Source organism: Stenotrophomonas sp. CC22-02, from assembly GCF_004365115.1.
Classification (GTDB): domain Bacteria; phylum Pseudomonadota; class Gammaproteobacteria; order Xanthomonadales; family Xanthomonadaceae; genus Stenotrophomonas; species Stenotrophomonas forensis.
Map to the genome: position 1 here is coordinate 3,414,063 of NZ_SOCO01000001.1, position 25,498 is coordinate 3,439,560.

Genomic DNA, 25,498 nt, shown 5'->3' on the forward strand with positions numbered 1-25,498 from the left:
CGCCCACCCACGAGGTTGAGGCGGCCCGCCTGCACATTCCTGAATCTGCTCAGGGACAAGTCAGCAACCCGCCCTGCGGCCGCCCTATTCGGCTACGCGGTCCTTGATCCACTGCGCCCGCGGCAGCACTTCGATGCTGCCCGCGGCGTACTGCTGCAGCACCTCGTCCGGGCCGAACCGCGGCTGCCAGCCCAGCTCGCTGCGGAGGCGGGCACTGTCGTAGACGCGGTCGATGCTCATCGGCAACGGCCAACCGCGGCGTTCGAACTCGGCCAGCAACTGCGGCACGCGCCGGGCCAGCACGTTGCGCGGCTGGGTGGCCAGTTCCAGGCAGTCCTCGCGCCGGAACGGCGTCGGCGCACAGGCGATGTAGCGGGCGAAGGCGGCGCCGTCATCGAGCAGCAACGCGGCATGCGCACTGGCCACGTCACGCGCGTCGATGCCACGGTGCAGGCGGAACATCGCCATGCGCTCGGGCGGCTCCGGGAAGCAACGGCCCATGCGCAGCACGCGCACGCTGAAGCCCGGTGCGGCGGCGGCCATGGCCAGGGCTTCGGCCTGCAGCTTGCTGCGGTGATAGATCGTGCGCGGCAAGGGCTCGGTGTCTTCATCGATCCAGCGGCATCCTCCCACCACCACCGCATGCCCGTACAGCGCGGTGGTACTGGTCAGCACGAACCGCCGCGCACCGGCCTCGCGCGCTGCCTGCAGCAGGTGCGCGGTAGCCTCCACGTTGATCTGCTGGAACACCGCATCCGGCACCAGTCCCACATGCGGCGCGTGCAGGGCGGCGGTGTGGATCACTGCATCGACACCACGGACAGCGCGTTCCACGGCCTGGCGATCGGTGACATCGGCGATGATGCGGGTGGTGGCGAACGGGCTGCGATCCAGCCCCACCACTTCGTGGGCGGCCGCGAGTGCGCCGAAGATCGCACGCCCGATCCGTCCGGAACTGCCGGTCAACAGAATCTTCATTGAGTCCATTCGCTCGAAGCGCCCGGGAACTACCGGGATGATTCGATTCTAGGCAAGCGGCATGTCGTCTGCGATAGCCGGATGTTGCAAAAACGCGTTCATCGTGGCGACGTTGGCGGTGCCAGCAGTTGCCGCGCGATGAACAGCGGATCATCACCGCCGGGCACATCCGGCGTGATCCCGGTTCGTTCCCAGTTGCCGCCGGTCCGCAGGTTGATCGGCTGACGGTCCGGAATGCTGATCTGATAACCATCGGGCAGCTGCACAGGATCATCGAACATGTGCGCGGCGCCACCGCTGCGGCTACCGACGATACGCGCGCGCGCCACCGCCTGCAGCGAGTACGCGACGAACTCGGCCGCCGAGCCGGTGCGACGGTCGATCAACACCACCAGCGGCTTCAGGTAGGGCGGCAGGCTGGCCGGCGGCAACCGGACCGCAGTGCGCCGCCCGCGCTGCTCCAGCGCCTGTACCTCGGTGATTCCCGGCTCCAGCAGGGTGCGCACCAGCAGGTCCGCGCTGCCATCATCACCACCGCCGTTCTGGCGCAGGTCCAGCACCAGGCCGTCGGTATCGGCCAGCAGGCTGAACGCCGCTGCCAGTTTCGGCCGGGCAAGGTCGAGCGGATAGAAGGTACTCAGGCGCAGGTAGCCGATGTTGCCCTCCAGCACCCGTACCTCGCGCACGCCCGCACCATTGCCGCGCGCGTCCGCGCGCCAGGCCATCAGCCAGTCGTCCTGGCCGGCATCGGCGTCCACGCGTTCCACATGGAAGTGGCCATCGAACACGTCCAGATCCTGGTTCAGGCGTGCGCTGAACGCCTGCGGGTCCGCGCAGCTGTCCGCATAGCGCCGCTGGCTGGACCAGCCGCGCACCGCTGCGGCAATGCGGGCACCCTCGGCCTCGTCCAGGTACTGCGCCTGTATTGCGGTGGCCGCGGCCTGCAGCACCGCATCCTGGGACGGGCATGCCGCCGCCAGCAGCGCACCCAGCATCCACGAAACCGCCATGACCCCACCCCGCATTGATGATATGTAAGCGCTTATATATCATCGCGATCATGGATCTCCAACACGCCACCCTGGGGACGCTGCTGCGCGCCCTGCTCGATCAGCTCGACCCGGCCGTCGAACAGGCCTACCGCGATCTGCAGCTGGACTATCGGCCGCGCTACACCCCGGTGCTGCGCACGCTGATGGCGCAGGGGCCGTGCCGCATCAAGGACCTGGCACTGGCCTGCGGGCTCAGCCATTCGGCGCTCAGCCAGACCGTGGCAGCGATGGTGCGCGACGGCTGGCTGCACAGCGCCATCGGTGAAGACAGCCGCGAACGCATCCTGCAGTTGAGCCCGCATGCGCTGCAGGCCGTGCCGGCGCTGCAGGCCCAATGGCAGACCACCGCGCGTGCAGCACGCAGCCTGGAGGCCGACCTCGGCCAGTCGCTGGAACAGGTGCTGCGCAGCGCCTTGCAGGCGCTCGAACAACGCCCCTTCGCGCAGCGCCTGCGCGAGGCACGCGAAGACTGACACGGTTCGGCGCCGCTGCGGCCGATGGCGGCCGGCCGATTGAACCCGGTGCGCAGGCCGCGTGAAGACAGCTGCAAGGATGGCGACCTGGACTTAGCGCGCGATGGCCAAGCATGGCCGCTGTCGTCGACGACGGCGACGCCCACACCGCAGGAGGATTCACATGACTGGCCAGAACCCGCGCAGCTCCACCCGGGGCTTCGCCTCGATGGACGGGGACAAGCAACGTGCGATCGCCGCCAAGGGCGGACGCGCCGCGCATGCCTCCGGCAACGCGCATGAATTCAGCCCGGACGAAGCCCGCGTCGCCGGCCGCAAGGGCGGCGAAGCGATCAGCCGCGATCGGCAGCACATGGCGGCGATCGGCCGCGAAGGCGGCCACGCGCGCCACGCCAACGCACGCCAGCAGCAGCAGCAACAGGCGCCGCTAGACCCAGCCGCAAAGGATCCACAACGCCAGCAGGGATGAACGCTGCGCGGTCAGTGCGCAAGGCGCAGTCGGCGCAGGCCGATGGCCGCAAGCAGGGCGAGCACGCCTGCCACCGCCATCGCCCACCCGAAGCCACTGGCCATCGCACTGCGGTAGCACGCCACCACCTGTGGCGTGGAATACGACGAGCCCGGGTGCAGGATCAACCCGCGTGCATGGGCCGCCAGCCCTGGCTGCCCGGCGGCCAGTGCGGACGCGGCAAACTGGCGTACCGCACGCAGGCCCATCAGGCTGCCCAGCAGCGCGATGCCCAGGCTCATGCCCGCCTGGCGCAATGCATTCATCGTGGCTGACGCGATGCCCGCGCGCTCGGCCGGTACCTGGGCCATGACCGCCATGCCGGTTGCAGGTACCGCCAGCCCCATGCCGATGCCCAACAGCATCAGCAAGGCACTGGCCTGCCCGCGCGACGTCGCGGGCTGCAACGTGGCCATCGCGCACAGCGCCACGGCAACCAGCACATAGCCGCAGACCAGCGCGGTGTGCAGCCCCACGCGTACCACCAGGCGACCGAACAACAACGAGACGACGCCCATCAACAGGAACTGCGGCACCAGCTGCGAGCCTGCCGAGGCTGCGCTGAGCCCCTGCGCCTGCTGGAAGAACAGGGACAGGAAAAACAGGCTCGCATAGGCGGTGAATCCCAGCACGAACGAAGCCAGGTTGAGCATGCCGAAACGGCGATCGGCAAACAGGTCCAGCGGCAGCAGCGGGCGTGCCACCCGGCGTTCGACCAGGCCGAACAACACCAGCCCGGCACCGGCGATGCCCAGCGCCGACAGCGTTGCCGGCGCCAGCAGGCCCTGCTCGCCGATCGCGATCAGGCCATAGCTCAGTGCACCCAGTGCAACGACGCTGAGCAGTTGCCCCGCCGGGTCCAGCGCGGCATGGTGTAGATGCCGTCGCTCCGGGATACCCCACGCACCGAGCACGAGGGCAAGCAGGCCCAGCGGCAGGTTGATCAGGAAGATGCTCGGCCAGCCGGCGCGCTGCACCAGCACGCCGCCCAACAGCGGGCCCATTACCAGAGCCAGCGCACTGAACGCCGACCAGCCCCCGATTGCACGCGCACGCTGGCGCGGATCGGGGAACGCATGGCTGAGGATCGGCATGGCGCTGGGAATCAGCAGCGCACCGGCGATGCCCTGCACCACCCGCCCGGCCACCAGCGTCTGCAGGTTGCCGGCGCAGGCGCACAGCAACGACCCCAGGGTGAAGGTGGCGACGCTGAGCAGCCACATCCGCCGGTGCCCATAGCGATCACCGAGTGGGCCGGCTGACAGCATCAGCGCCGACAACGCGATGGCATACGCATTGATCACCCACTGCAGGCCGGCCATGTCGGTGTCCAGCGCCTGCTGCAGGGTCGGCAGGGCGACGTTGACGATGCTGATGTCCAGCGATGCGAGGAAGGTGCCGAGGTAGGCCGCCAGCACCAGGGCCGGTCGTCGCAAGCGTTGCATGTTCGGATCCCGGGGGAGGACGTGCGCGCATCGTAGCCACTGACTGACCGTCGGTCAATGACCGACGGTCAGTCACTCCCGAGGCAGGGCTAGAATGGCGGCCGACACCTCCGGATCCACCCACGATGCAGCCCCCCGCCGTCGCCAGGCCTCGCACCAAGCCCGCCGAAACCCGCCAGGAAGAACTGATGGACGCCGCGCAGGCGCTGTTCCTGTCACAGGGCGTGGAGGCCACCACCGTCAGTGACATCGTGGCCGCAGCCGACGTGGCCAAGGGCACCTTCTATACCTACTTCGCCTCGCGCAGCGAGATCCTGCAGGCATTGGCGCAGCGCTATACCCGGCACTTCATCGAGGACGTCGATCAGGCCGTGCAGCAGCACCCCGCCGCTGATGGCGTGGCACGCCTGCGCGCCTGGATCCGCGCCAACATCGAGATCTACGTGCGCACGCACGCCGTGCACGATGTGGTCTTCGCCCATCACCATCATCACCAGCGCGGCAATGCCGAACGCAATGCGATCCAGCAGCAGCTGCTGTCGATTCTTGAAACAGGAATGACCGCCGGCCTGTGGCAGTTGCCGTCGCCGCAGGTCACCGCCTCGCTGATCTATGCCGGCGTGCACGGCGCCACCGATGACCTGATCGCCGCACCCGCGCAGGACGCCGACGCCTTCATTTCCGCCGTGGTGGGCGATTGCCTGCGCATGGTCGGCACAGCGCCGGCAGCGCCGCATCGCTGACCCGCAAGCCTCCGCTCAGCAATGGGCGAGGATGTTCAACAGCCTTCCGAACGGATCGCGCACGAAGAAGCGGCGCACGCCCCAGGGTTCGTCGGCCGGGCCGTATTCCAGCGCGATGCCGGCCGCGTGCATGCGCTCCAGCACTTCCTGCAGATTGTCCACCTCGATCGACAGGTCCGGCACTGCGGTGCCGGAGCCTCCTTCACTGGCAAAACTGACCTGCGCCAGGGCACTGCCCTGCCCGCCGTGGGTGACGATCCAGCCGTGATCCATCACCACCGGCATGCCGAGCAGGTCGCCGTAGAACGCGGCGGCGCGTTGCGGATCGGGCGTGGCGATGTTGGCAACGACGCGCCTGACAGCCATGGCATTTCCCTCTCCCGGAAGACGCATCGAGAGTACCGCATCGATGCCAGCGTCACCTCCTGCAACAGAAGAGCCCCGTCGATGACGGGGCTCCAGACGGCTCAGAGCTCAAATGGCGCGACTCACACGCCCATGCACAGGTCGACCACGCAGGTGTTGTAGGCCTGCTGGCACTCACCGGCATCCACACCGCTGGCCAGGCACATCTGATAGGCCCGCCAGCACGGCTTGTCACAGGGCTCGACCGGCCCTGCCACTGCCACCGAACCGGTGCAGGCCAGCGCGAACACCGCACCGGCGACCATCTTCTTCAACGCACGCATCGTCATCACTCCTTGATAAGCCTGGTGAGCCCAGGCCGGCCCACCGTAGCCGGGCCACCGGGAGGCGAGGTGAACGCCCGCGTCACGAATCCTTAACCAGTTCATAAAATTTCCTTCACACGACTGGGGGGCATCGGCCTGCCTTGGCGTTAACGGCGTTGTTGTCCGTCAACCAAGGAAGTTGTCCGATGAATCACCCGCAGTACGGCCGTTCGTCCCGCTCCCTCCCGCATCGCCCGCTGGCGCTTGCTGTTGCCAGCTCGCTGCTGCTGGCCACCACCTTGCCGGCCATGGCCAGCGAATCACTCGATGCCTGGCAGCATCAACGCCAGCTGCAGGCAGCCTGGGCGCGGCCCGTCGCCGATGTGGCATCGGCTTCCACGGCGCCCACCGCCACCGCGCCTGCAACGGGAAACAGCGCCCTGCTCGGCAAACCCGGCGATGCAGCCAGCTGGCGCAGCGATGAGTTCAACGCCGATTGGGGACTGGGTGCGATGGGCGCCGATTACGCCTACGCGCGCGGCCTGACCGGCCAGGGCGTGCGCCTGGCCCTGTTCGATTCAGGCTCGGCACTGGCACACCCCGAATTTGCCGGGCGCAACACCTCCAGCATCACCATCGGTGCGGACTGCGCCACGCCCGGCGTGGTGGCCGGTGCCGGCGCATGCGGCCAGACCCGTGGCGAGCAGCCGGGCTACAACTACTACGGCCTCGGCCCCGGTGTTCCCGCCGCGCTGGCCGCACGGCTGATCGCCGCAGGCCAGCCCTATGGCTTCAGCTACGCCGACCATGGCACCCACGTGCTGGGCACCATCGGTGCCAACCGTGATGGCAAGGGCATGCACGGCGTGGCCTTCGGTTCGAACCTGACCGCTGCCCGCGTCTTCGGTGATACCTATTACGAGTGGCGCCTGGACCCGGACAATTTCTATCGCCCGCGTGCGCTGTATCGCACCGATCCGGATGATGCCGCCACGCTGGACATGTATGCGCAGATCCAGGCGCAGGGCGTGCGCGCCATCAACCACAGCTGGGGCATCTCCACCCGCAACATGACTGCCGCCGCGCTGGATGCGCAGTATGCGGCGATCGGTGATGGCTACGACGTGTACGGCAGCATCTATGCCGGCAGCGCTGACAAGCCCGGCTCCACGCTGATCCAGGTCTGGTCGGCCGGCAACGGCAGTGGTGCGGTGGCCGGCATCACCGCGTCGATGCCGCGCTGGAAGCCAGAAATCGAACCCTACTGGCTGGCGGTGGCCAATGTGCGCCGGCCCAATGCCGCCGCCGGCGAAACCGACTACGTGATCGACGGCAGCTCCAGCATCTGCGGTGTCGCCGCCAACTGGTGCATCTCCGCCCCGGGCACCGACATCCTCAGCACCATCGTGTCCGGCGAAATCAAGGGCCGCATCGAAAACACCTCGGCGTACGTGCGGCTGATCATCGACAGCGAGAACACACAGTACACCTACGGCACCAAGACCGGCACGTCGATGGCCGCACCACACATCACCGGCGCCCTCGGCCTGTTGATGGAGCGCTTCCCGTACCTGGACAACGCCCAGGTGCGCGATGTGCTGCTGACCACCGCGCGCGATCTGGGTGCGGCAGGCATCGACCCCATCTACGGCTGGGGCATGGTCGACCTGCGCAAGGCCATCGAAGGCTATGGATCGCTGCGGGTGGATACCAACGTGGTGATGAACCAGAAGGCCGGTGGCCTGAAGGTGTGGGAAGGCGATGCATGGGATGACTGGACCAACGCCATCGGCGGCCCCGGCAAGCTGACCAAATCCGGCATCGGCTGGCTGCGCCTGAGCGGCGACAACACCTTCAACGGTGCTGTACTGCGCGAGGGCACGCTGGAGTTGAACGGCAGCAACGCGCTCACGTCGGCGGTCGACGTGCAGGGTGGGCAGTTCCTGCTCAACGGCAGCCTGGTCTCCACTGCGCTCACCACCCACGGCGGCGTCAGCACGGTCAGCGCCAGCGGCGTGCTGAAGAACAGCAACCTGACGGTTGACGGTGGCGTGGTGTCCTTCAATGGCACGCAGACCGGTGGCACCACCACGGTCGGGGCCAACGGCCTGCTGAAGGGCGTCGGCACGCTGGGCAGCACCCGCGTCGATGGCACCATCGCCCCCGGCAACTCCATCGGCACGCTCACCATCAACGGCAACTACGTGCAGGGCGCCAGCGGCGTGTTTGCCGCCGAACTGGCCCCGGGTGGACGCAGCGACCAGCTGCACGTGACCGGCACCGCGACCCTCGGCGGCACCCTGGTGGCGTTGCCGGAACCGGGCACCTACTACCTGGGCGAGCAGTTCAACTTCATCCGCGCCGACGGCGGCGTCAGCGGCCAGTTCGCCAGGACCGACTTCAGCGCCTTCTCGCCGTTCCTGCAGTTCAGCCTGGCCTACGGTGCCAACGGCGCCCGCATCGACGTTGCACGCGGTGCGCTGCTGGCCAGCGCGGCCAGCACGCCGAACCAACGCGCGGTCGCTGCGGCCGCCGACGTGCTGGCGATCAACCAGGGCCTGCCCAAGCCGCTCACCCAGCTGTTCCCGCAGCAGGTCGGCGGCGTGCTCGACGGCATCGGTGGCGAACTGCACGCTGCCACCGCGCTGGCCCTGGTCGAAGGCAGCCGCCATGTCCGTGATGCCGCGCTGTCGCGCCGCGCCGGCGCTGCGGCACCCGGTGCGGAGCCGGGCGACGCCACCGGTGCATGGGTGCAGGCCATCGGCGGCAACGGCAAGCTGGATGGCAATTCCAACACCGCGCGCACCGACACCAACAGCAACGGTGTGCTGGTCGGCGTCGACCGCGAGTTCGGCGGCTGGCAGATCGGCGTATTGGCCGGCACTGGCCGCACCGACGTGAAGCAGCAGGAGCGTCGCGCCCGGTCGAAGATCGACAACACCCACTTCGGTGCCTACGCCAGCCACAACTGGGGCGGCTTCGGCCTGCGTGGCGGCGTCGCATGGAGCCGCAACGAAGTGAAGAGCAACCGCGACGTGGCCTTTGCCGGTTTCAGTGACAGCCTGAGCGCGCGCTACAACGCACACACCCGCCAGGCCTTCATCGAGGCGGGCTACCGCTTCGGCAGCGCCGAGGGTGGCCTGGAGCCGTACCTGCAGGTCGCGCGTGTGGAAGTGGACCTCAAGCAGATCGACGAGCGCGGCGGTGCGGCGGCACTGCACGGCAAGGTGGACGACACCGGCACCACGGTCGCCACCGCCGGCGTGCGCTTCGACAAGGGCCTGAAGGCGTCGTTCCAGCAGGACAGCTGGCTGCACCTGCGCGGTGGCGTGGGCTATCGCCGCGCCTCGGGTGACCGCAGCCAGGTAGCCAACCTCGCCTTCGCCAACAGCACCACGACGTTCGCGGTCGAGGGCGCACCGATTGCCGACAATGCCGTCGTGGCCGAACTGGGCCTGTCGGCCTGGCTGACCCCGCGGCAGCAGCTGGAACTGGGCTACAGCGGCCAGTTCGGCAGCGAAAGCCGCGATCACGGTGCCAATGCCCGCTGGTCGATCCGCTTCTAGTCACGTGCCCGGTTAGTCACGTGCTCTCTTGACGGGTTGGGGCGGCCTCGCGGCCGCCCCTTTTTTTATGCGCGTTCCCTGGACAAAGGTGGCCGGGGCAGAACACTGCCCCGGCCGCGGCGGCCCCGGGGAGAAGGCCGCCTTCAAGCGTCAGGCTGCCTTCATCGCGTGCTTGCGCTCACGCATGACGTTGTGGCATTCCTGCACGTCCGGCAGCAGCTGGGTCACTTCCTGGCGCACGGCCGGCGGCAGATCGTTCTCCTTCAGCACATCCTTGAACGCGCCGAGCAGGCGATCTTCGGATTCTTCCAGCTCGGCCACGTAGCCGTAGTTGGTATCACCGAAGGCAGCGCGCACCTTGCCGTAGAACTGCTGCATCGAGCCGACGACCGTGCCGTGCTCGGCCGGCTCGCCACCGCTGGCGGCGACCGAGCCGCTCAGTGCGGCGACGATGCGGCCCTTGACGCCGGCAATGCGGGTGAACAGTGCCGACAGCTCGGCATCCTTCACCTTGGTCGCGGCCTCTTCATAGAAGGACTTGCCATCACGGGCGATCTCGATCAGGTCGTTGAGGCGATGTTCGATGGTGGACTGGGTGCTCATGTCATTGCTCCTGTGTAGTCGATTCCGTGGGAGAGAGGCAGCCGTGAGTGCTGCCTGCGGGACCACTGTGGACAGGCTCATGTGCTTAGTGGGTGAGCATCGATTGATGCATGCATCACCTCGCCCAACCCGCACTGACCGCTTCACGCCACGGTGGTGTTGCGTTCACGCGGACGTGTCCGCGCGGGTCTCACCAGGGGATGAAGAGAATGACCAGAACGATGACCAGCACCGCGGCGAGCGCTGCCATCAGCACGTTTCGCTGGCGCCAGCTGGGCTTCGGCTTTCCTGGGGTATTCATGGATGCACACCTGTTTCTGCGGATGACCCCGCCAGCGTGATGGATCTGAATCAGTGCCCGCGTAGAGGGCACGTGCAAGCGACGTGCACGCGCCGGAGCCGATGTCGATTCCAGGCGCTGTCGTTCGTCGAAACACTGGAAGCCAGGCCCGTCGGCCTGCAGGAGCCTCCCGATGTGTCCCATCCTCACTGCCTTCGCCACCTCACCCGACCGCGGCCAGGGCCTGGCCCGCGACATGCGCGTGCGCTGGGCGCTGGAAGAACTGGGCGTGGCCTACGACGTGCAGCTGCTGACCTTTGCCGAGATGAAGCAGCCCGCCCACCTCGCAAGGAATCCGTTCGGGCAGATTCCCACCTGGCAGGACGGCGGCCAGGTCCTGTTCGAATCCGGCGCCATCGTCCTGCACCTGGCCGAACAGTACCCGGGCCTGTTGCCGCGCGATCCGGATGCGCGCATGCGCGCGATCATGTGGATGTTCGCCGCGCTGAACACGGTGGAGCCGCCGGTTGTTGAACGCTCGATGGCCTGGGTACTGGAGCGCGAGCAACCCTGGTACGCGCAGCGGCTACCGATGCTCGATGAGCGCGTGCGGACGCGGCTGGCGCAGTTGTCCGCAGCGCTGGGCGATTCCGCCTGGCTGGACGGCGGATTCAGCGCGGGCGATCTGATGATGGCTGCGGTGCTGCTGCGGCTGAAGAGCAGCGGTCTGCTCGACGAGTACCCGCGGGTGAGCGCCTACCTGGACCGCGCAACGCAGCGCCCCGCCTACCAGCGCGCGTTCGCCGCGCAGCGGGCGGTGTTCCAGAACGGGTAGTTCCGCGCCCGGCGTGGAAACACTCAGCGCGGCCTGGGCCGGCAGGCGGCCTGTACCAGCATCAGCTGTGCCACCAGGATCAGCATCGCGCACCCGGACAACAGCCACGGATCGATGTACCACTGCGCGTTGAAGCTGAACTCTCCGGCGGAGATCCGCTTCCAGCCGTTGAAGTGCTGCATGGCGGCCACCACGAACGCGAAGCCGCCTGAGGTGTACGCAAGCCAGGGCACGATGAGGCCGCCCGGCCGCGCGAACAGCATCAACAGCCCCAGCACGCCGATCACCGTGCGCTGCACGCGGCAGTAGGGGCAGACGTAGGCCAGGCCGCTCCATTCCACCGACCAGGCCAGCAGGCTGACCAGTATCGACAGGCCTGCGGCAAGGTACAGCCACTTCGGCGCGATCGTCATGCTGCCGCTGTATGCCATCGCCTGCTCCTTCGTTCAAAGACCCGGGCAGGGTAACAGCGCCACCGGGTCAATCCTTCTTGAAGACCGTGCGCTTGCCGATCGGGCTGCTCTTGCGCGCCGTCGGCCTGGCCAGGCCTGGAATGAGGAAGTCGGTGACCTTGTGGCCCTTCTGGACCTTGGCGGCCAGCCAGCGCGGCATGCGACCACGGCCGGACCAGGTGAGCCGCTTGTACTCCGGGTCGCGGTACTTGGCCGCCACTTTTCCGGTCCTGCGCCGTGCCGGCTTCCGGCGCGGGGCGGCCTCTTCGATGGCCTCTGCGCCGAACAGTTCCTCGAGGGTGTAGCCCGCTTCGGCCGCTGCGGCCTTCAGCAGGCGGCGTACCGCACTGGCCGGACGGCGGTTGGAAATCAGCTGTTTCCGCTGTTCAGCGGCAACCACCAGGGCGCCCAGCTCGCGAAGGCTGAGCGATTCAATATCAATCGTCATGCGGGAAAGGTCTACCGCGCCGCGGCGGCTGTCAAGGCATCCTGATGGCCGGGCATACACACAGGCTTCACCGCCGCTGGGCTCCGATCGCCTTCGCACGCCATCTCCGAGGACATCGACGTGAGCACCTCATCGCATTCGCTCGCCTACCTGCTTGCACGCCTCCTGCTGATGGCGCTGTTCCTGGTCTCCGGCATCGGCAAGCTCGGCGACCCCGGTGCCACCCAGGGCTACATGGAAGCGATGGGCGTGCCGGGCATCCTGCTGTGGCCGACCATCGCCTTCGAGATCGGCAGCGGGCTCTGCATCCTGCTCGGCTTCCAGACCCGCCTGGTGTCGATGGTGCTGGCGGGCTTCAGCCTGGTGACCGCCTTCATCTTCCACCACAACGTCGCCGACCCGACCCAGCAGATCATGTTCCTGAAGAACCTCGGGCTGGCCGGTGGATTCCTGCTGCTGGCCTGCACCGGGGCCGGGCGTTACAGCATTGATGGGCGCGGGCGGCGCGCGCAGCGATGATGGAGGCGCAACGCCGGGCATTGCCCGGTGCCGTCTTCGCGCGCAGGGCGACACGCACGCGTCAGCGCTGAGGGCCTCAGCCCTGCATACGCCGCCGGATCCGGAAGTGATCCCGATACGCTGAAGGGGACATGCCAACGATGCCCTGGAACGCCTTGCGGAAGGATCCCGCGTCGTCGTATCCCAGTGACGCGGCTATCCGGGCAACGGGAAGATCCCCGAGCTGCAGCGCGTCCCTCGCCTTGGCCATCCTGACCTGGCGGATATAGTCGGCCGGATTGAATCCGGTGGCCTTCTGGAAGCGGCGGATGAAGGTTCTTTCGGTGAGATGCGCACGCTCGGCCAAGGCGATCACCGTGTGGCGCTGTCCCGGCTGCGAAAGGATGAAGCGCTGGACGGCCAGCACCGCCGCATCATCATGATCGAACCTTGGCAGGAATCCCTGCAGTGGCCGCGGGTCCTGCCGGATCCCATCGCTGAGCATGAAGCGCGCCGTTGCCAGCATCACACTGGAGCCCATCGTGCGATCGACGATCAACAGACCGAGATCATTCCAGGCAAGGATCGCGCCGGACGTAATGACGTCCCCGTCATCGATGACAACGTTCTCGGTCGTCACCTGCACGTCGGAGTACGTGCTGGCAAGCAGCTCCGCGAATGCCCAATGCGTGGTGACCCGGCGTCGCGCAAGCAGGCCGGTCTGTGCGAGCACGAAGGCGCCTGCGCAGACCGAGCACATGATCGCGCCAAGTGAATGCAGCTCCTTGAGCCACTGTGCCTGGCGTGGCATCGCGGGCATCCGCCCGGGCATCGCAACGCTGGGGGGCGAGATCACGAATGCGGGAGCATTCACATCGCCGGGATCACTGTCCCAGCAGCATTCCATGCGCCCCGATGCCGGGTTCAACTGCCAGTGTGTCACCCGTATGAAACACTGCCGGTCATCTTCGTGCGGATACGTGGCCCATTCATTCGCGATCCGGAACAGATCGGTCAGGCCGTGGATCGCCGCCATCTGGCAATCGGGATAGATCAGCAGAGCGATCTCAATCCGCTTGTCAGTTTCGATACCCATGAATGTCACCTCCGCCAATTTCAATTGATGCAGCGCTACCTAGAATGGACTCGGACGGAGTGATGGCCGCCTCAGGATAGAGGGAAATGCGCGCCTGAGGCCACTCCACAACCCGCACTGACAGCGTCCTTCCTCCTGCGCCGATACAAGGTCGCCGGCATGCAGGACGCCCCCCGACTCACAACAGCGAGGAACCCTGGAATGGCTACGGTTACCACGAAAGATGGCGTCGAAATCTTCTACAAGGATTGGGGTCCGCGTGACGCCAAGGTCATTCATTTCCATCATGGCTGGCCGCTCACCTCCGACGACTGGGACGCGCAGATGCTGTTCTTCGTCAACAAGGGCTACCGCGTGGTCGCGCACGACCGCCGCGGGCATGGCCGGTCCAGCCAGGTGTGGGATGGCCACGACATGGATCACTACGCGGACGATGTTGCCGCAGTGGTCGAGAAGCTGGGCACCCAGGGTGCGATGCATGTCGGCCATTCCACCGGGGGTGGCCAGGTGGTTCGCTACATCGCCCGCCACGGCGAGAAGAATGTAGCCAAAGCGGTGCTGATCAGCTCGGTGCCGCCGCTGATGGTCAAGACTGCCGCAAACCCGCAGGGCACGCCCAAGGAAGTCTTCGACGACTTCCAGGCGCAGCTGGCGGCCAACCGTGCGCAGTTCTACCACGACGTGCCGTCAGGCCCCTTCTATGGCTACAACCGCCCCGGTGCGAAGCCCTCCGACGCGGTAATCTGGAACTGGTGGCGACAGGGCATGCAGGGCTCGGCGAAGGCGCACTACGATGGCATCGTCGCCTTCTCGCAGACCGATTTCACCGAAGACCTGAAGGGCATTTCCATTCCGGTGCTGGTGATCCATGGCGACGATGACCAGGTGGTTCCGTATGCGGATTCCGGCGTTCTCTCCGCGAAGCTGGTGAAGAACGGCAAGCTGATCACCTACGAAGGTGCACCGCACGGCATTCCGACCACGCACGCGGACCGGATCAACGCCGACCTGCTGGCGTTTTTGGAAAGCTGAGCATGAAGGAACCGGGAAGTGCTTCAGGCACTTCCCGGCCATGGACGGCGACAGCCGCTGTCACACACACCAGGTCCAGGTCGAGACGCGCATTCTTAACTCTTCAGAATTCGATCAAGCGCCCTTCGTGCCATGCGTCCGGCAAAGCAGCATGATGAGCGCCCTCCAAGTCAGGGTTTCCGTTCATCTTCATGCGTGACATCGGACAGTTCTACGTAACCAGCGTCGAGGGAGTGACGCGCGCGGACGGCACACTCCTGCAGGTCACTCGAATCGATTGCGCCTGCATCAAGTGCTCGTGGCAGTTCAGGGCGATACCCAATCATGGGCTGGTCGATCTTGATGGGGCAGCGGCCCTCAGTTGCCCAACCTGCGGCAATCACCAGTCAGTCAGCCGGGCACGGCTCGAAGAGCTCAATCGACGCAACGGCGAATAGCCAGCGCCTGGACCTTCCATCAACATCGCACCGACGCTGCCGATACCTGTTCGGCGCTAGCCTTCAGTCAACCGATATTTGCCGGCCTTCCCATGAGTCATACCGGACTGTTTCAGATCACCAACCTGACGTACAAAGCCGGAGAGCATGGCACTCTGGCGCGGGCACTGCAGATCGTAGCGACGTGCACGGCCTGCGGCGCTACGAGCGTGTGGGGCGAAGATGAGATGGAACATGTCGCCGGGGGAACCGTGCTGGCCTGCCGCAACTGTGGCGTCCGCCAGGCCATCAGCAACGCGCGCCTTTCAAGCAGCCCATCCGACATCCGTCATCCGCGCCGCTGAGTGGCACGCGGTTCGTATCGCGTAGCGCGCCAGCAGACGCAGACGTTCACTCGCCTTTTACAACGCGTCGCCACCTCCGGCGAAGAAGCACCCAGATGCATCTGCCTGCATCCAAGCACCGCGCCCCCGCGTATGTAGGATGCCCGCGCCTTGCGGGCCTCCCATAGAGGAACGCGCCGTGAAAGCTCTTCAGCGGATAGCCGCCACCGTCAGCTTCGCCGTACTCGTTTCAGCCACTTCCTTGAGCTTCGCCGCCAACACCGTGATGGTGGGCGGAGCGGAGATGTATCCCACCAAGACCATTGTCCAGAACGCCATCAACTCCAAGGACCACACCACCCTGGTCGCCGCGGTCAAGGCAGCCGGGCTGGTCGATACCCTCAATGGTGCTGGCCCCTTCACCGTTTTCGCACCCACCAATGCAGCCTTCGGCAAGTTGCCCGCAGGCACGGTCGATACGCTGGTAAAGCCTGAAAACAAGGCGCAGTTGACGAAGATCCTGACCTACCACGTGGTGCCGGGCAACTACAGTTCCGCGCAACTGATGGCCGATGCCAGGAAGCACGGCGGCAAGGCCATGCTGAAGACCGTTGAAGGTGAATCCCTCACCGTCGCGTTGCATGACGGCAAGCTGTGGGTCATCGATGCCAAGGGTGGCAAGGCGGGAATCAGCATTGCCGATGTGGGCCAGTCCAATGGCGTGATCCACGTGATCGATTCCGTGCTGATGCCGAAGTAACCACGCAACCGCATTCGCGGCAGTCGCATACGGCGGCTGCCGCTGGCGTGAGAGGAGACCCGGCTATGCACGGCTGCACCCTTTGACCAGCAGCGATGGTCCTCGGCCCTTGAGCATCGGGCGAGTCAGGTTGTCGAGCACCTTATGGCGGAGCCGATACCAGAAATTGCCGCCAAGGTTGTTGGAGCCGACCGCGATCCGCCGATCCAGGTCGTCGTAGAGCATGCGCCGGTTGTAGAACGGTCACCAGATCAGCAGAGTCCATTGAACGCATCCAGCAATGGCGATTCACTGCGAGATGGCATGAGTGGTTGCCCAGGCGCGAGAGGTCAGGATGGCCGGACTTCCCTGCACACCAGTTCAGCCAGTTCGCGGCACGCGAAGAACAGCCCCTCGACGACGCCCTCATCCAGATGCCGGTCGGGCGTGGCCATGGATTCGCAGCGACTGGCCGCATGCAGCATCTCCACTGCCGTCAGCATGCCCACCGCCGCGCGGTCGATCCTGGCCAGGGACTGACGGCGGCCGTCTGACAGGTTCTCTTCCGGCCACAGCATGCCATCGGACCCTTCGCCATCGCGGATGCGCTTGAGGCAGCCCTGGAAGGTGCTGAGGTCAAAAGCGGGGTTGTCGTCGTCGTTGGTGGGTTCATCGACGGGGAATGGCGGAATCTTGCGAGTGGTCATGGCGTCGGCTTCCGTGGCTGTACTTAACACTGCCACCGCGCGGAAGCGGGGTGGCGGACGGTGCGGGTTCCAAACCGGGATACGTGCTAGACCGGCGGGTCCGAAGACCCCCACGCACCGCCCGCCATAAAGGCCGACGGATTGCCAGCCGGCACCGTTTCAGAACGGTGCCGGCTGGCAAGCGTTTACAGCACGTATCGCGGGTTTGGATGCCCGGCCACCCTTTTTCGATGGCGCGCCATGTTGTTTACGCCTGCACCTTCGATTCAATGAGAAAAATCCGAAAGGTTCGGATGCATCGAAAGAAGCGGTACGAATTGTTGCATGCGCAGTAGATGGCAGGGGCGACACGAGAAGACGCGAGCGCGCTGGTGCTTGGGCGGTGACGACATGTGGTGCCGCAAATAGCTTGTAGATCTTTGAGACCCGTGACGTTTCCCGCTTACCAATAGTTGCATGAAGCAGCCTGGCCGAATGGACGGCCAGTTGGCGGCGCCGTGGGATGTCTCGCAACTGGCGGACCGATCATGCAGAAAGCGACAGACGATTGGCTTCCGTTTTGCCAGCCATGGGCTGGCACTACTGTGCAGCCCACTCCCCCAACAAAAAGCCCCGACCAAGGCCGGGGCTTTTCATCAAACATGGTGCCGGAAACAGGAGTCGAACCTTCAACCTACGCAGCCACGACCATCACTTAATGACGATCGATGAAACCACCTTTGATTGCAGGTGAATTTTTGCCAAGCTCATTATTGAAGCACTCCTGTATCTCACGAAGGGAGGCATGCGCATCAGCACCGTACCCGGTTTCCAGCGCGTTCGCCAGATGCCGTGCAACGTCTGCCAAAATTTTTCCCCAGGCCCTTTCTTCAGGCACTTCAAACTGCTCCCTATACATTCCAACCTTCATAGAACAATGCAGCCCTTTTGCTGCAATCCAGACACGCAGCATCTCTACTGCATTCTCATCCTCGAAGGCTGCATCCGGAATGGGGCGTTCATTGATCACTTAGACGTTACCTCTCTGGCGGCCTGATATTTCGCTCCTCCCATCGAGGGGGAGCTACCTCATTTCGTTTGTTATCCAAATTTTCTTTGCCACCTCGATCATTTATGGCCTGCGCCTGCGTCGTCCCGGCGAGCGATCAGGCTGCCGGCCAGATGAACGTACTCGCGCCCCAGCCCCTTGCGGCCATCACTCTGGAATAACAGCCGACCGTCCTGCGCATACTGTGAAAGCACCACTCCCAGCCCTGGGGCGGAGGCAAGGATGCGGCGCCCCAACGCGTCGTAGCGATAGCTCTCTTTACCGGTCACCTCGCGCAGTCGATTGCCGAAGTCGAAGCTGTGGTTGAGGCCATTCTTCAACTTCAGGTTGCCCTGCACGTCATAGCTCAGGCCGATAAGCGTATTGCCCGCACCATCCCGCACATTGGTAAGGCGGTTGTGGGCGACTTACGCCGATGCCCGGCTATCAGTCATCCGCGACCTGCATGTACTCAAGTGGGAGACTGAACTGCGACCGGAGACGATCAAGGTATTCCTCCGTTACGCGATCAAGATGCGCGTTTGACACAACGACCAGCGCGGCCGCCTCTAGGCCATTTCCACGGTAGGAGTACTCCAGCAACTGCCCCATGGCCTGCCTCACCGCATCAGAGGCTGTCCTGGCTGGCTTAATCTCGTAGAGGACGAACTGGCCATCCTGCCTTAACACTAGCGCATCCGCAGAGCCACCCGTACCTGTTGGGTGCTCGGTCGCTACCGAGTCACCAAATTTTCTACGAAGCAAATCGACGAGGCGATCCTGAATGACGTTCTGCCTGTACTGGATCGACTTCAACCCCGCCTCTACCTCTGCGGTGCCGTTAGCAACACGCGATCTATGCCCTGGCACGAATTTTACTTTGTCGGACCCGGCGACCAGGTTGCGATAGACGAACCAAGGAAAGATGTTCCTAACGAGCGGTTCTTCAGCTATTTCGCATTCTGTCAGGTGCGCCGATAGCGCAGCAGCTTGGCTCGCCCAATTGCCACCCGGATTGATGAAGCCGGTATGCCGAGCACACCATTGCGCAACCTCAGCATGCTTCTTGCCGTCGACGACAGTGTGGTACGTATCGGGATGGATGGCGGCAAACGCCCTAGCCAAGACGAGGCGCGGGTTCTTTGGGATCAAGCCATCCGTTGCCCAACGCTCAAGGACAGCCCCCAATCTCTGGAAGCTCTCAGGCGTTCCGTCAGCCGAGATCTGCTTTGTCATCTCGACGAGTTGTGGGCGAACGCGCTCAACTGCTGCTCTTCCGAGAGTTCCTTGACCGGCATGACTGATGGAATTGTCCTGCATCACCCAAATCAGGTCGATGATGTCATCAACCCTATCGCTGCGCAGAGCGCTAGCGACGGCCACAGTGGCTTCCCGATACTTCGGCAGCCACGTGTCAAGCGAAGAATTATTTCTGTCAAGGAAGCGCGCCTTGAAATGGTTAGCTTCCGCGTCAAGATGAGGCCTCACTACTTCGCGGGACAGGTAAGCACGCAGCGCTGGCGAGATCTCTACCCGGTCTCTTTTGTCGAACGTAAGCGTGGTCTGCTTCTTGTTAGCCCTGTACCCAGTTGCAGTTAGCCCCGGCGTCCCTCGCACCAACTCGCGCAGGAACACCTTCACCGGCAAGTATGGCCCGTCCGCCTGGTGTCGCTGGTCGTGACGGTAGATCATAATTTCGCCGTCGCGCTTGACAATGCGAGGATGGATAATTTCATACGGCGCATCCGTCCGATAACTGACGCCGCGCAGGTGAACGCCATCAATGAACTGCTCTAGCTCTTCCATGCACCCCAATCTCCAATGAAATGACCGTCAGTAGGTCGCAACCGCCCGAAGATCATATGGCCAGAGAGTGTCCAAAGCCTAGGATCGCTGGCAGTCGCACCTAAATGTCCTGGAGGACACCTGCGATGACAAAGGTCTCATTCTTTCGAAGAGGGCGTTTCGCCTATCTAGACTGGCGAGAGAACGGAAGACGCAAGCGACTATCTATTGGCATCCTGAGCGACTCAGACGCTGAGCCAGCTCGATCATCTCGTCGTCGTCCTCTTTCTTGCCGATCTGCAGCAGCGTGTTGATCTGCCCGGCAATGTCGGATGCAAGTGGATGCCGCTGGACGGTCATGGATGCATCCCAAGCTGAAATCAAGGAACTCAAGGACTTCGCGGACGCCTCTGGACTTCGCTGGACGTCAACGTGGTGGGCCCACCAGGATTCGAACCTGGAACCAAGGGATTATGAGGCCTCTATAGGGCTTCCACGCGCTTCCACAGGCGTTCCGACTTTAAGCTAAGTGGTTGATTTTCTCAGGTTGTGCGACCACCTGCGCCCATCATCGTCCACCTCTTTCCACGGACAAACGGTCACCGAGCGGTCACCAATGGGCGCAATGAAGGGAATGCTTACAGCGAAGGGACTGGCCGCTTTGCCGGTCGGCGAATGGGCCTCTGATCCTGCCCCGCGCGGCACAGGCTGCCTGGACGTGCGCAAGCTGGCTGGCGGCCAGCTGCGGTTCTACTATCGGTACACGAAGGCCAACGGGCAGCGCGATCGCCTACTGCTCGGCACGGGCCTAGCCCTGACCGCGGCACGCGAGGCAGCGGCGGCGTTGTCCCGCCGGTACCAGACCGGCGACCGGGATCTGCGCGAGGCGATGGAGACCGAGGCTGCTGCAGCGGAACGCGCGAAGGCCGAAGATCTGGCCGAATCGACGCGCCGATCAGGCGCAACGCTGGGCGCTCTGATGATGGCCTATGTCCAGAGCCTGGAAGATGCCGGCAAGGTATCTGCCGCCGCAACACGCGCTTCCATCAAGCGCCACATCGAAGATCCGTGGCCATCCCTCTGGGCGCGCCCGGCATCAGAACTCGAGCTGGATGACCTGCTCCCGATCCTGTCGCGACTGGTGCGCGCCAAGAAGCTGCGCGAGGGCGGCAAGATCCGGTTGTACTTGCGTGCGGCGTATGCGGCGGCGATCGCGGCGAAGCAGGACGCGGCTGCCCCTGACGCTCTGCGCGTGCTCAACGTATCCAGAAACCCGGCGCGCGCGACCTGGCCACGCTCGACAGCGGTCAGCCGCGCGACCGGGTTCTTTCGGTGGCAGAGCTTCGTGCCTACTGGCGCCGGATTGAGGCACTGCCCGGGCGACAGGGCGCTCTCCTGCGCTTCCATCTGCTGACCGGCGGGCAGCGCATTGCGCAGCTGATGCGGCTGAAGTGGTCGGATCACGATCACGACACGGACACCGGCACCGGATCCGTGCGCTTGCTCGACATCAAGGGGCGGCGCCGCTTGCCTCGAGTGCACCTGGTGCCGCTGCTGCCGCTGATGGCTGCGGATCTCGCCGTCATGCGCGGCGATGATGACAGCGGCGGCGACGGCGCCAGGCCGCACCTGTTCTCGCTCACCGCCGGAAAGGCGCCGGCCACCTATGACGAGTTCCGGGGAATCATGGATCCGGTGGTGGCCAACATGGTGGCCGTCGGCGAGCTGACGTCGCCATTCACGCCAGGCGACCTACGACGCACGGTGGAGACCCGGCTCGCTGCGCTGGGCCTGTCGGAAGAAGTCCGTGGTCACCTGCAATCCCACGGCCTGAGTGGCGTCCAGAAGCGGCATTACAACTTCTTCGAGTACGACGCGGAGAAGCGCGCTGCGGTGGAGGCCCTGTACGAACTGCTTACCGGCACCGGTGCGACAGTGGTGCCGATGCGCAAGGGCCTGAGCCGCTAGAACGGCAGGTCCTCGGGCAGATCCAGGCCTACCAGGCGGCCTGCGGCGCGTTGATGACTGCTCGCCGTAGCGCGCAGACGTTGCGCGCTCTGCCGGCGGCGCGCGCGGCAACGCCAACTTCCGGAGGTATCTCGTTCGAGATCCGACGCCTGCTGCAGCTTGGCCGCAGCCTTGGCCTCCAATGAGGCCGGGTCCTTTTGCCAGTTCGCCATCGCTGCAGGATGCCTGCTGAGCGTCGCGCAGTTCGCGACTCCCGCGGCGCCTGGGCCTCTGTGCGGAACGCGTTCAGGAATCCGAGGGCGGCGATCACGGCCAGCAATTAGTACTTGTACTAACATGCGCCCCGTCTCGACCCGTGAGACATGCCGCTACCAGAGTACGCCCATGCAGTCCCTTCCCCACTCCCATACGCTGGCCCGCCCAATCGGCCCGGCCATGATCGATGGCCCGGCGCAGTTCGTGCCCCTTGCCGCAGCGCGCGCTCGGCTTGGCTTCCCTTCGCCGGCCGACGACTTCATGGACGACGCGATCGACCTGCATCGCCTGCTGGTACGCAACCCAGCAGCCACGTTCCTGTATCGCGCCGATGGCTGGTCCATGAGCGGCGCCGGCGTCAGCGATGGGGACATCCTGATGGTCGACCGGTCGGTAACCCCTCAGGCGGGGGACCTGGTCATCGCCATCTGGGACGGAAACCAGCCCACCTGCAAGGTGCTGCAGCTCTTTGAAAGCCACATGGAGCTGCACTCGGCCAATCCGGACTTTCCCCCCATCGTGCTGGAGCAATCCACCGAGGTGGAAGTGTTCGCTGTCGTTGGAGTCGTCCGCCAGATCAAACGCCGGAGCGGCCGTGTTCGGGCTCGTTGACGGCAACAACTTCTACGCCAGCTGCGAGCGCGTGTTCCAGCCGGGCCTTCGCGGCGTCCCGCTGGTGGTGCTGAGCAACAACGACGGCTGCGCGATCGCGCGCTCGGCCGAGGCAAAGGCGCTCGGCATCAAGATGGGCCAGCCCGCTCACGAACTGAAGCACCTGGTGCGCCGGCATGGCCTGCAGATGCGCTCGGCCAACTTCGGGCTCTATGGAGACATGAGCGCCCGGGTCGTGAGCGTTCTGCGGGAGGCCGTGCCGCGGGTGGAGGTCTACAGCATCGATGAGAGCTTCATCGACCTGGACGGAATCCGGGATCGCGAGCGGTTCGCCCGGGATCTGCGCCAACGCGTGCACCGGTGGACCGGCATACCGATTTGCATCGGCATTGGCCCCACGAAGACCCTGGCCAAGTTGGCCAACAAGGCGGCCAAGGGTGCTGACGGTGTGATCGACCTCGGCAATGCGTCCGACCGGGACACGGTGCTTCGGACATTCCCCGTAGGTGATCTATGGGGCGTCGGGCGTCGGCTGGCACCGCGGTTGGAATCCATGGCATCAGCACCGCCGCAGCACTACGCGACGCGCCGGCGGGCGACATCCTGGCGACCTTCGGTGTCACGTTGGCACGCACTCAACGTGAGCTGCAGGGACATCCTTGCATGGAACTGGAGGAAGTTGAGCCAGATCGGCAGCAGATCATGGTGAGCCGGTCCTTTGCGGAGCGGGTGGAAGACCATGACGCGGTTGCCCAAGCACTTGCTACGTTCGCCGTCAGGGCCTGCGAGAAGCTACGCGCACGCGGCCTTGTCACCGCCGGGGTATGGGTGTTCGCGCATTCCGACACGTTCCGTCCGGAGCTGCGGCAGCACAACGCCACCCGGTCTGTAAGCCTACCGGCCTCGACCGCTGACACGATGGTGGTGCTGGGTGTCGTGCGCCGGCTGCTGCGCGGCCTGCTGCGGGAGGGCATCGGGTACAAGAAGGCGGGTGTGGCCCTGCTGGACCTAGCCCGGCCGGAAGAGCTGCAGGCGGATCTGTTCGGAACCACGGTGGTGGGCAACGAACGACTGATGGCCACCATGGACCGGATCAACGAGAGGTTCGGGCGTGGCACCGCAGGATTAGGGGCGTCAGGTTGGCAGGCTCGGCCTGCCTGGGGCATGCGGCAGAACATGCTGTCCCCGTCCTACACAACTTCATTGGAAGCCCTCCCAAATGCCCGTTGCTAGCAACGCATTTCGTTAAGGTTGCGTATAGAATTGGCTGTAAGCACGACCGTCCGTGCATCAAAGGAGTTGCTGTGGTTGCGAATAGTGGAAGGATCCTTGTGCGGTCAATTGAGTTCAATCAACCGCCGTTTCGTAAGCTGAGCAAGTTGAGAATTGATTTTGCAGAGCGCGTTACGCTTATCGCTGGCCACAACGGTATTGGCAAGTCAACAATTCTGGGCCTTCTAGCAAACACGTTTGGCGTCACCACAAAAGAACCACGCACTTACTTCGGCGAGAGCTTCTACACCAATATCGAGAAAATTGTATACCTATCTCTCGATGAAGCCGCGTATGCAAAAGATAATCCAACCTCCGCACCGATCGTAGTTTCGACCGTCGGCGAGGTAACAGTCCGAAAGCGTAGCGCCATGACGCAGCGCACAGTCTGGAATCGCGCGCGTGTTGTACCTCGCACCGTGGAGAAGGCTGCTGACGATCCGGTTGGCCAAGATGCCAAGGTGCCGCTCCCCACCATTTTCCTTGGACTGCGCCGCCTAGCTCCGATTGGTGAGGCCGACGAGAAGGACGTTGCCAGCTCTGTCCTTCAGATGGACGAAGAGGACCGCCGACTCATGGTCGATTTCGTCGGCTCGGTGATCGTCGGTGCTCGCGTCAATGATCAAATGACCCAGACAGTTATACGTGGCGCCGGGAAAACGTCAATTCAGCCGGGGTTTGACGCGCATGACGCGATGGCCATATCAACAGGCCAGGATAGCCTAGGCAGTATTGCCACGGCATTCGCGTCCTTTAATCGACTGAGGCGCGAACAGGGGGCTGCATATCAGGGAGGCCTTCTAGTAATTGATGAAGTAGACGTCGGATTCCATCCGCACGCGCTTGAACGTCTCGCGGGCGCTCTCAAAAAGCATGCGAAAAAGCTCGACGTTCAAGTGATAGCGACAACGCACTCACCGGCGCTGATCGAGTGTATTCATCCTGATGGCAAGGGCGTCGCTTTGGCCCCAGATGCAGTCGTCTATTTGCTTGACACGGCTAGGCCGCGTGTCGCTGAGGATCAGTCACTCACTGCAATCCTGGACGACATGGCACTTCGGGAGAATGTTCCCCAAACCAGCACGAAACCCAAGCTCGGCGTCTATTTCGAGGACAAAGAGGGAGTTCAGATCTTCGATGCGATCGTGACACGCGGAAAGCGCATGAGTCTTTCGAGAAAATATGACGTCACGGTGAAGCCGATCGCACTGGAGGTGGGCGGCTCCAACCTGCTCAAGCTTCCAGAACACGACCCAATCTTCAAGGATCGTGTGCTTGTGGTTGACGCCGACACGCCCGTGCCTGCAAAAGCCAAGAAGCGCGGCAACGTTGTGAAGCTGCCGTGCCCCACAGGCGCTACTGGCACAGCGCGGTCGCCGGAGAACATGATCATTCAGTTCCTAGTTGCCATGACGAAGGCAAAGGACGGAGTATACTTGGACGCGATGTTGAGTCTTAACGTCAAGAACGTCTCGACCGACAAGATTTTGAACACGTTTTTCCCCGACGGCCCCAAAGTATCACCAGACCGCGAGTCGACGAAAAAATGGTGGAATAAGAATTGGCCCAAGCTGAAGGCATGGAAGGTCATTGAGGTGTGGGCAGACTGCCACCAAGCCGAGGTTAATTTGTTCATGGAAGAATTTGAAAATGCGGTAAAAGTAACCTCGACCCGCCTACGCTAATTAACGGG

Annotated in this window: 30 protein-coding genes; 15 read left to right on the top strand and 15 right to left on the bottom strand. The window is 64.3% G+C overall.

What is annotated here, in order from left to right:
* Positions 1–84: 84 nt before the first annotated feature.
* Together N440_RS15585 and N440_RS15590 are read right to left on the bottom strand one after the other, a co-directional pair.
* A complete protein-coding gene (locus tag N440_RS15585) occupies positions 85–978 on the bottom strand; it encodes an NAD(P)-dependent oxidoreductase (RefSeq protein WP_133935643.1) in 894 nt (297 codons plus the stop codon).
* Between the two features lie 98 nt (positions 979–1,076).
* Positions 1,077–1,988, bottom strand: a complete 912-nt coding sequence (locus N440_RS15590) for a S41 family peptidase (protein WP_133935644.1) — start codon at positions 1,986–1,988, stop codon at positions 1,077–1,079.
* A 50-nt stretch (positions 1,989–2,038) separates the two neighbouring features.
* Here N440_RS15590 and N440_RS15595 point away from each other — a divergent pair, with 50 nt between their 5' ends.
* Positions 2,039–2,503: a MarR family transcriptional regulator gene (locus N440_RS15595; RefSeq protein ID WP_133935645.1), complete on the top strand. Its 465-nt coding sequence runs from the start codon at positions 2,039–2,041 to the stop codon at positions 2,501–2,503.
* A 163-nt stretch (positions 2,504–2,666) separates the two neighbouring features.
* Positions 2,667–2,972 carry a KGG domain-containing protein gene (locus tag N440_RS15600; protein ID WP_133935646.1) on the top strand — a complete coding sequence of 102 codons (306 nt, stop codon included), beginning with the start codon at positions 2,667–2,669 and terminating at the stop codon, positions 2,970–2,972.
* 11 nt (positions 2,973–2,983) lie between these two features.
* On the opposite strand, the gene N440_RS15605 is transcribed toward N440_RS15600, so the two are convergent.
* Positions 2,984–4,456 carry an MFS transporter gene (locus N440_RS15605; protein WP_133935647.1) on the bottom strand — a complete coding sequence of 491 codons (1,473 nt, stop codon included), beginning with the start codon at positions 4,454–4,456 and terminating at the stop codon, positions 2,984–2,986.
* 125 nt (positions 4,457–4,581) lie between these two features.
* On the opposite strand from N440_RS15605, the gene N440_RS15610 reads away from it, so the two are divergent.
* Positions 4,582–5,199 carry a TetR/AcrR family transcriptional regulator gene (locus N440_RS15610; RefSeq protein ID WP_133935648.1) on the top strand — a complete coding sequence of 206 codons (618 nt, stop codon included), beginning with the start codon at positions 4,582–4,584 and terminating at the stop codon, positions 5,197–5,199.
* 15 nt (positions 5,200–5,214) lie between these two features.
* Here N440_RS15610 and N440_RS15615 read toward each other — a convergent pair whose 3' ends face one another.
* Positions 5,215–5,565, bottom strand: a complete 351-nt coding sequence (locus N440_RS15615; protein WP_133935649.1) for a VOC family protein — start codon at positions 5,563–5,565, stop codon at positions 5,215–5,217.
* A 122-nt stretch (positions 5,566–5,687) separates the two neighbouring features.
* Positions 5,688–5,888, bottom strand: a complete 201-nt coding sequence (locus N440_RS15620) for a hypothetical protein (RefSeq protein WP_006472022.1) — start codon at positions 5,886–5,888, stop codon at positions 5,688–5,690.
* A gap of 188 nt (positions 5,889–6,076) precedes the next feature.
* Here N440_RS15620 and N440_RS15625 point away from each other — a divergent pair, with 188 nt between their 5' ends.
* Complete coding sequence (locus N440_RS15625) at positions 6,077–9,436, top strand: autotransporter domain-containing protein (RefSeq protein WP_133935650.1); 3,360 nt, start codon at positions 6,077–6,079, stop codon at positions 9,434–9,436.
* A 150-nt stretch (positions 9,437–9,586) separates the two neighbouring features.
* Here N440_RS15625 and N440_RS15630 read toward each other — a convergent pair whose 3' ends face one another.
* On the bottom strand, positions 9,587–10,039 hold the full coding sequence (locus tag N440_RS15630; RefSeq protein WP_133935651.1) for a PA2169 family four-helix-bundle protein: 453 nt from the start codon (positions 10,037–10,039) through the stop codon (positions 9,587–9,589).
* 473 nt (positions 10,040–10,512) lie between these two features.
* Between N440_RS15630 and N440_RS15635 the strand changes: the two genes are divergently transcribed.
* On the top strand, positions 10,513–11,154 hold the full coding sequence (locus N440_RS15635) for a glutathione S-transferase family protein (protein WP_133935652.1): 642 nt from the start codon (positions 10,513–10,515) through the stop codon (positions 11,152–11,154).
* A 23-nt stretch (positions 11,155–11,177) separates the two neighbouring features.
* Here the strand turns inward: N440_RS15635 and N440_RS15640 are convergent, their stop codons facing one another.
* A complete protein-coding gene (locus N440_RS15640) occupies positions 11,178–11,585 on the bottom strand; it encodes a hypothetical protein (RefSeq protein ID WP_133935653.1) in 408 nt (135 codons plus the stop codon).
* 49 nt (positions 11,586–11,634) lie between these two features.
* Positions 11,635–12,054: an H-NS histone family protein gene (locus N440_RS15645; RefSeq protein ID WP_053510169.1), complete on the bottom strand. Its 420-nt coding sequence runs from the start codon at positions 12,052–12,054 to the stop codon at positions 11,635–11,637.
* Positions 12,055–12,174: 120 nt separating this feature from the next.
* Between N440_RS15645 and N440_RS15650 the strand changes: the two genes are divergently transcribed.
* On the top strand, positions 12,175–12,573 hold the full coding sequence (locus N440_RS15650) for a DoxX family protein (protein WP_133935654.1): 399 nt from the start codon (positions 12,175–12,177) through the stop codon (positions 12,571–12,573).
* 76 nt (positions 12,574–12,649) lie between these two features.
* On the opposite strand, the gene N440_RS15655 is transcribed toward N440_RS15650, so the two are convergent.
* The gene (locus N440_RS15655) at positions 12,650–13,648 is read right to left on the bottom strand and encodes a helix-turn-helix domain-containing protein (protein ID WP_208322792.1); all 999 of its coding nucleotides are present in this window, start codon (positions 13,646–13,648) and stop codon (positions 12,650–12,652) included.
* Positions 13,649–13,849: 201 nt separating this feature from the next.
* Here N440_RS15655 and N440_RS15660 point away from each other — a divergent pair, with 201 nt between their 5' ends.
* From N440_RS15660 to N440_RS15675, 3 genes are all read left to right on the top strand, one after another.
* The gene (locus N440_RS15660; protein WP_133935656.1) at positions 13,850–14,680 is read left to right on the top strand and encodes an alpha/beta hydrolase; all 831 of its coding nucleotides are present in this window, start codon (positions 13,850–13,852) and stop codon (positions 14,678–14,680) included.
* Between the two features lie 529 nt (positions 14,681–15,209).
* Positions 15,210–15,461, top strand: coding sequence for a hypothetical protein (locus N440_RS15670; RefSeq protein ID WP_006472189.1), 252 nt, complete (start codon positions 15,210–15,212; stop codon positions 15,459–15,461).
* A 265-nt stretch (positions 15,462–15,726) separates the two neighbouring features.
* A complete protein-coding gene (locus N440_RS15675) occupies positions 15,727–16,200 on the top strand; it encodes a fasciclin domain-containing protein (RefSeq protein WP_243831379.1) in 474 nt (157 codons plus the stop codon).
* A gap of 63 nt (positions 16,201–16,263) precedes the next feature.
* On the opposite strand, the gene N440_RS20380 is transcribed toward N440_RS15675, so the two are convergent.
* The 6 genes from N440_RS20380 to N440_RS20570 all read right to left on the bottom strand — a co-directional run bounded on the left by N440_RS20380 (position 16,264) and on the right by N440_RS20570 (position 20,058).
* Positions 16,264–16,425 (bottom strand): hypothetical protein, encoded by a 162-nt coding sequence (locus tag N440_RS20380; RefSeq protein ID WP_166671565.1) that lies wholly within the window; start codon positions 16,423–16,425, stop codon positions 16,264–16,266.
* A 104-nt stretch (positions 16,426–16,529) separates the two neighbouring features.
* Positions 16,530–16,886, bottom strand: a complete 357-nt coding sequence (locus tag N440_RS15680) for a hypothetical protein (RefSeq protein ID WP_008267900.1) — start codon at positions 16,884–16,886, stop codon at positions 16,530–16,532.
* A gap of 694 nt (positions 16,887–17,580) precedes the next feature.
* Complete coding sequence (locus N440_RS15685; protein WP_243831354.1) at positions 17,581–17,895, bottom strand: DUF5076 domain-containing protein; 315 nt, start codon at positions 17,893–17,895, stop codon at positions 17,581–17,583.
* 98 nt (positions 17,896–17,993) lie between these two features.
* Positions 17,994–18,272 (bottom strand): hypothetical protein, encoded by a 279-nt coding sequence (locus N440_RS15690; protein ID WP_133935658.1) that lies wholly within the window; start codon positions 18,270–18,272, stop codon positions 17,994–17,996.
* Positions 18,273–18,360: 88 nt separating this feature from the next.
* On the bottom strand, positions 18,361–19,719 hold the full coding sequence (locus N440_RS15695; protein ID WP_133935659.1) for a hypothetical protein: 1,359 nt from the start codon (positions 19,717–19,719) through the stop codon (positions 18,361–18,363).
* Between the two features lie 204 nt (positions 19,720–19,923).
* A complete protein-coding gene (locus tag N440_RS20570) occupies positions 19,924–20,058 on the bottom strand; it encodes a hypothetical protein (RefSeq protein WP_279587429.1) in 135 nt (44 codons plus the stop codon).
* 265 nt (positions 20,059–20,323) lie between these two features.
* Between N440_RS20570 and N440_RS15700 the strand changes: the two genes are divergently transcribed.
* From N440_RS15700 to N440_RS15720, 6 genes are all read left to right on the top strand, one after another.
* A complete protein-coding gene (locus N440_RS15700) occupies positions 20,324–21,112 on the top strand; it encodes a hypothetical protein (protein ID WP_133935660.1) in 789 nt (262 codons plus the stop codon).
* Positions 21,113–21,198: 86 nt separating this feature from the next.
* Positions 21,199–21,666 (top strand): hypothetical protein, encoded by a 468-nt coding sequence (locus N440_RS15705; protein WP_133935661.1) that lies wholly within the window; start codon positions 21,199–21,201, stop codon positions 21,664–21,666.
* A gap of 384 nt (positions 21,667–22,050) precedes the next feature.
* On the top strand, positions 22,051–22,533 hold the full coding sequence (gene umuD, locus N440_RS15710) for a translesion error-prone DNA polymerase V autoproteolytic subunit (protein WP_133935662.1): 483 nt from the start codon (positions 22,051–22,053) through the stop codon (positions 22,531–22,533).
* Positions 22,517–23,242, top strand: a complete 726-nt coding sequence (locus N440_RS20585) for a Y-family DNA polymerase (RefSeq protein WP_343133947.1) — start codon at positions 22,517–22,519, stop codon at positions 23,240–23,242. Before umuD ends, N440_RS20585 begins: the two co-directional genes overlap by 17 nt.
* A complete protein-coding gene (locus tag N440_RS20590; protein ID WP_343133948.1) occupies positions 23,197–23,766 on the top strand; it encodes a DUF4113 domain-containing protein in 570 nt (189 codons plus the stop codon). The genes N440_RS20585 and N440_RS20590 overlap by 46 nt, the downstream gene beginning before the upstream one ends.
* 71 nt (positions 23,767–23,837) lie before the next feature.
* The gene (locus N440_RS15720; RefSeq protein ID WP_133935663.1) at positions 23,838–25,490 is read left to right on the top strand and encodes an AAA family ATPase; all 1,653 of its coding nucleotides are present in this window, start codon (positions 23,838–23,840) and stop codon (positions 25,488–25,490) included.
* Positions 25,491–25,498 lie beyond the last annotated feature (8 nt).

Excerpts from the sequence above, each read along its gene's own strand:
- N440_RS15620 (WP_006472022.1), bottom strand. The coding sequence starts at position 5,888 with ATGCGTGCGTTGAAGAAGATGGTCGCCGGTGCGGTGTTCGCGCTGGCC.
- N440_RS20590 (WP_343133948.1), top strand. The coding sequence starts at position 23,197 with ATGGAACTGGAGGAAGTTGAGCCAGATCGGCAGCAGATCATGGTGAGC.
- N440_RS20570 (WP_279587429.1), bottom strand. The coding sequence starts at position 20,058 with ATGACCGTCCAGCGGCATCCACTTGCATCCGACATTGCCGGGCAGATC.
- N440_RS15600 (WP_133935646.1), top strand. The coding sequence starts at position 2,667 with ATGACTGGCCAGAACCCGCGCAGCTCCACCCGGGGCTTCGCCTCGATG.
- N440_RS15640 (WP_133935653.1), bottom strand. The coding sequence starts at position 11,585 with ATGGCATACAGCGGCAGCATGACGATCGCGCCGAAGTGGCTGTACCTT.
- N440_RS15625 (WP_133935650.1), top strand. The coding sequence starts at position 6,077 with ATGAATCACCCGCAGTACGGCCGTTCGTCCCGCTCCCTCCCGCATCGC.
- N440_RS15645 (WP_053510169.1), bottom strand. The coding sequence starts at position 12,054 with ATGACGATTGATATTGAATCGCTCAGCCTTCGCGAGCTGGGCGCCCTG.
- N440_RS15610 (WP_133935648.1), top strand. The coding sequence starts at position 4,582 with ATGCAGCCCCCCGCCGTCGCCAGGCCTCGCACCAAGCCCGCCGAAACC.
- N440_RS15605 (WP_133935647.1), bottom strand. The coding sequence starts at position 4,456 with ATGCAACGCTTGCGACGACCGGCCCTGGTGCTGGCGGCCTACCTCGGC.
- N440_RS15590 (WP_133935644.1), bottom strand. The coding sequence starts at position 1,988 with ATGGCGGTTTCGTGGATGCTGGGTGCGCTGCTGGCGGCGGCATGCCCG.
- N440_RS15695 (WP_133935659.1), bottom strand. The coding sequence starts at position 19,719 with ATGGAAGAGCTAGAGCAGTTCATTGATGGCGTTCACCTGCGCGGCGTC.
- N440_RS15675 (WP_243831379.1), top strand. The coding sequence starts at position 15,727 with ATGGTGGGCGGAGCGGAGATGTATCCCACCAAGACCATTGTCCAGAAC.
- N440_RS15585 (WP_133935643.1), bottom strand. The coding sequence starts at position 978 with ATGAAGATTCTGTTGACCGGCAGTTCCGGACGGATCGGGCGTGCGATC.
- N440_RS15660 (WP_133935656.1), top strand. The coding sequence starts at position 13,850 with ATGGCTACGGTTACCACGAAAGATGGCGTCGAAATCTTCTACAAGGAT.
- N440_RS15635 (WP_133935652.1), top strand. The coding sequence starts at position 10,513 with ATGTGTCCCATCCTCACTGCCTTCGCCACCTCACCCGACCGCGGCCAG.
- N440_RS15615 (WP_133935649.1), bottom strand. The coding sequence starts at position 5,565 with ATGGCTGTCAGGCGCGTCGTTGCCAACATCGCCACGCCCGATCCGCAA.
- N440_RS15595 (WP_133935645.1), top strand. The coding sequence starts at position 2,039 with ATGGATCTCCAACACGCCACCCTGGGGACGCTGCTGCGCGCCCTGCTC.
- N440_RS15630 (WP_133935651.1), bottom strand. The coding sequence starts at position 10,039 with ATGAGCACCCAGTCCACCATCGAACATCGCCTCAACGACCTGATCGAG.
- N440_RS15680 (WP_008267900.1), bottom strand. The coding sequence starts at position 16,886 with ATGACCACTCGCAAGATTCCGCCATTCCCCGTCGATGAACCCACCAAC.
- N440_RS20380 (WP_166671565.1), bottom strand. The coding sequence starts at position 16,425 with ATGCTCTACGACGACCTGGATCGGCGGATCGCGGTCGGCTCCAACAAC.
- N440_RS15655 (WP_208322792.1), bottom strand. The coding sequence starts at position 13,648 with ATGGGTATCGAAACTGACAAGCGGATTGAGATCGCTCTGCTGATCTAT.
- N440_RS15670 (WP_006472189.1), top strand. The coding sequence starts at position 15,210 with ATGAGTCATACCGGACTGTTTCAGATCACCAACCTGACGTACAAAGCC.
- umuD (WP_133935662.1), top strand. The coding sequence starts at position 22,051 with ATGCAGTCCCTTCCCCACTCCCATACGCTGGCCCGCCCAATCGGCCCG.
- N440_RS15700 (WP_133935660.1), top strand. The coding sequence starts at position 20,324 with ATGAAGGGAATGCTTACAGCGAAGGGACTGGCCGCTTTGCCGGTCGGC.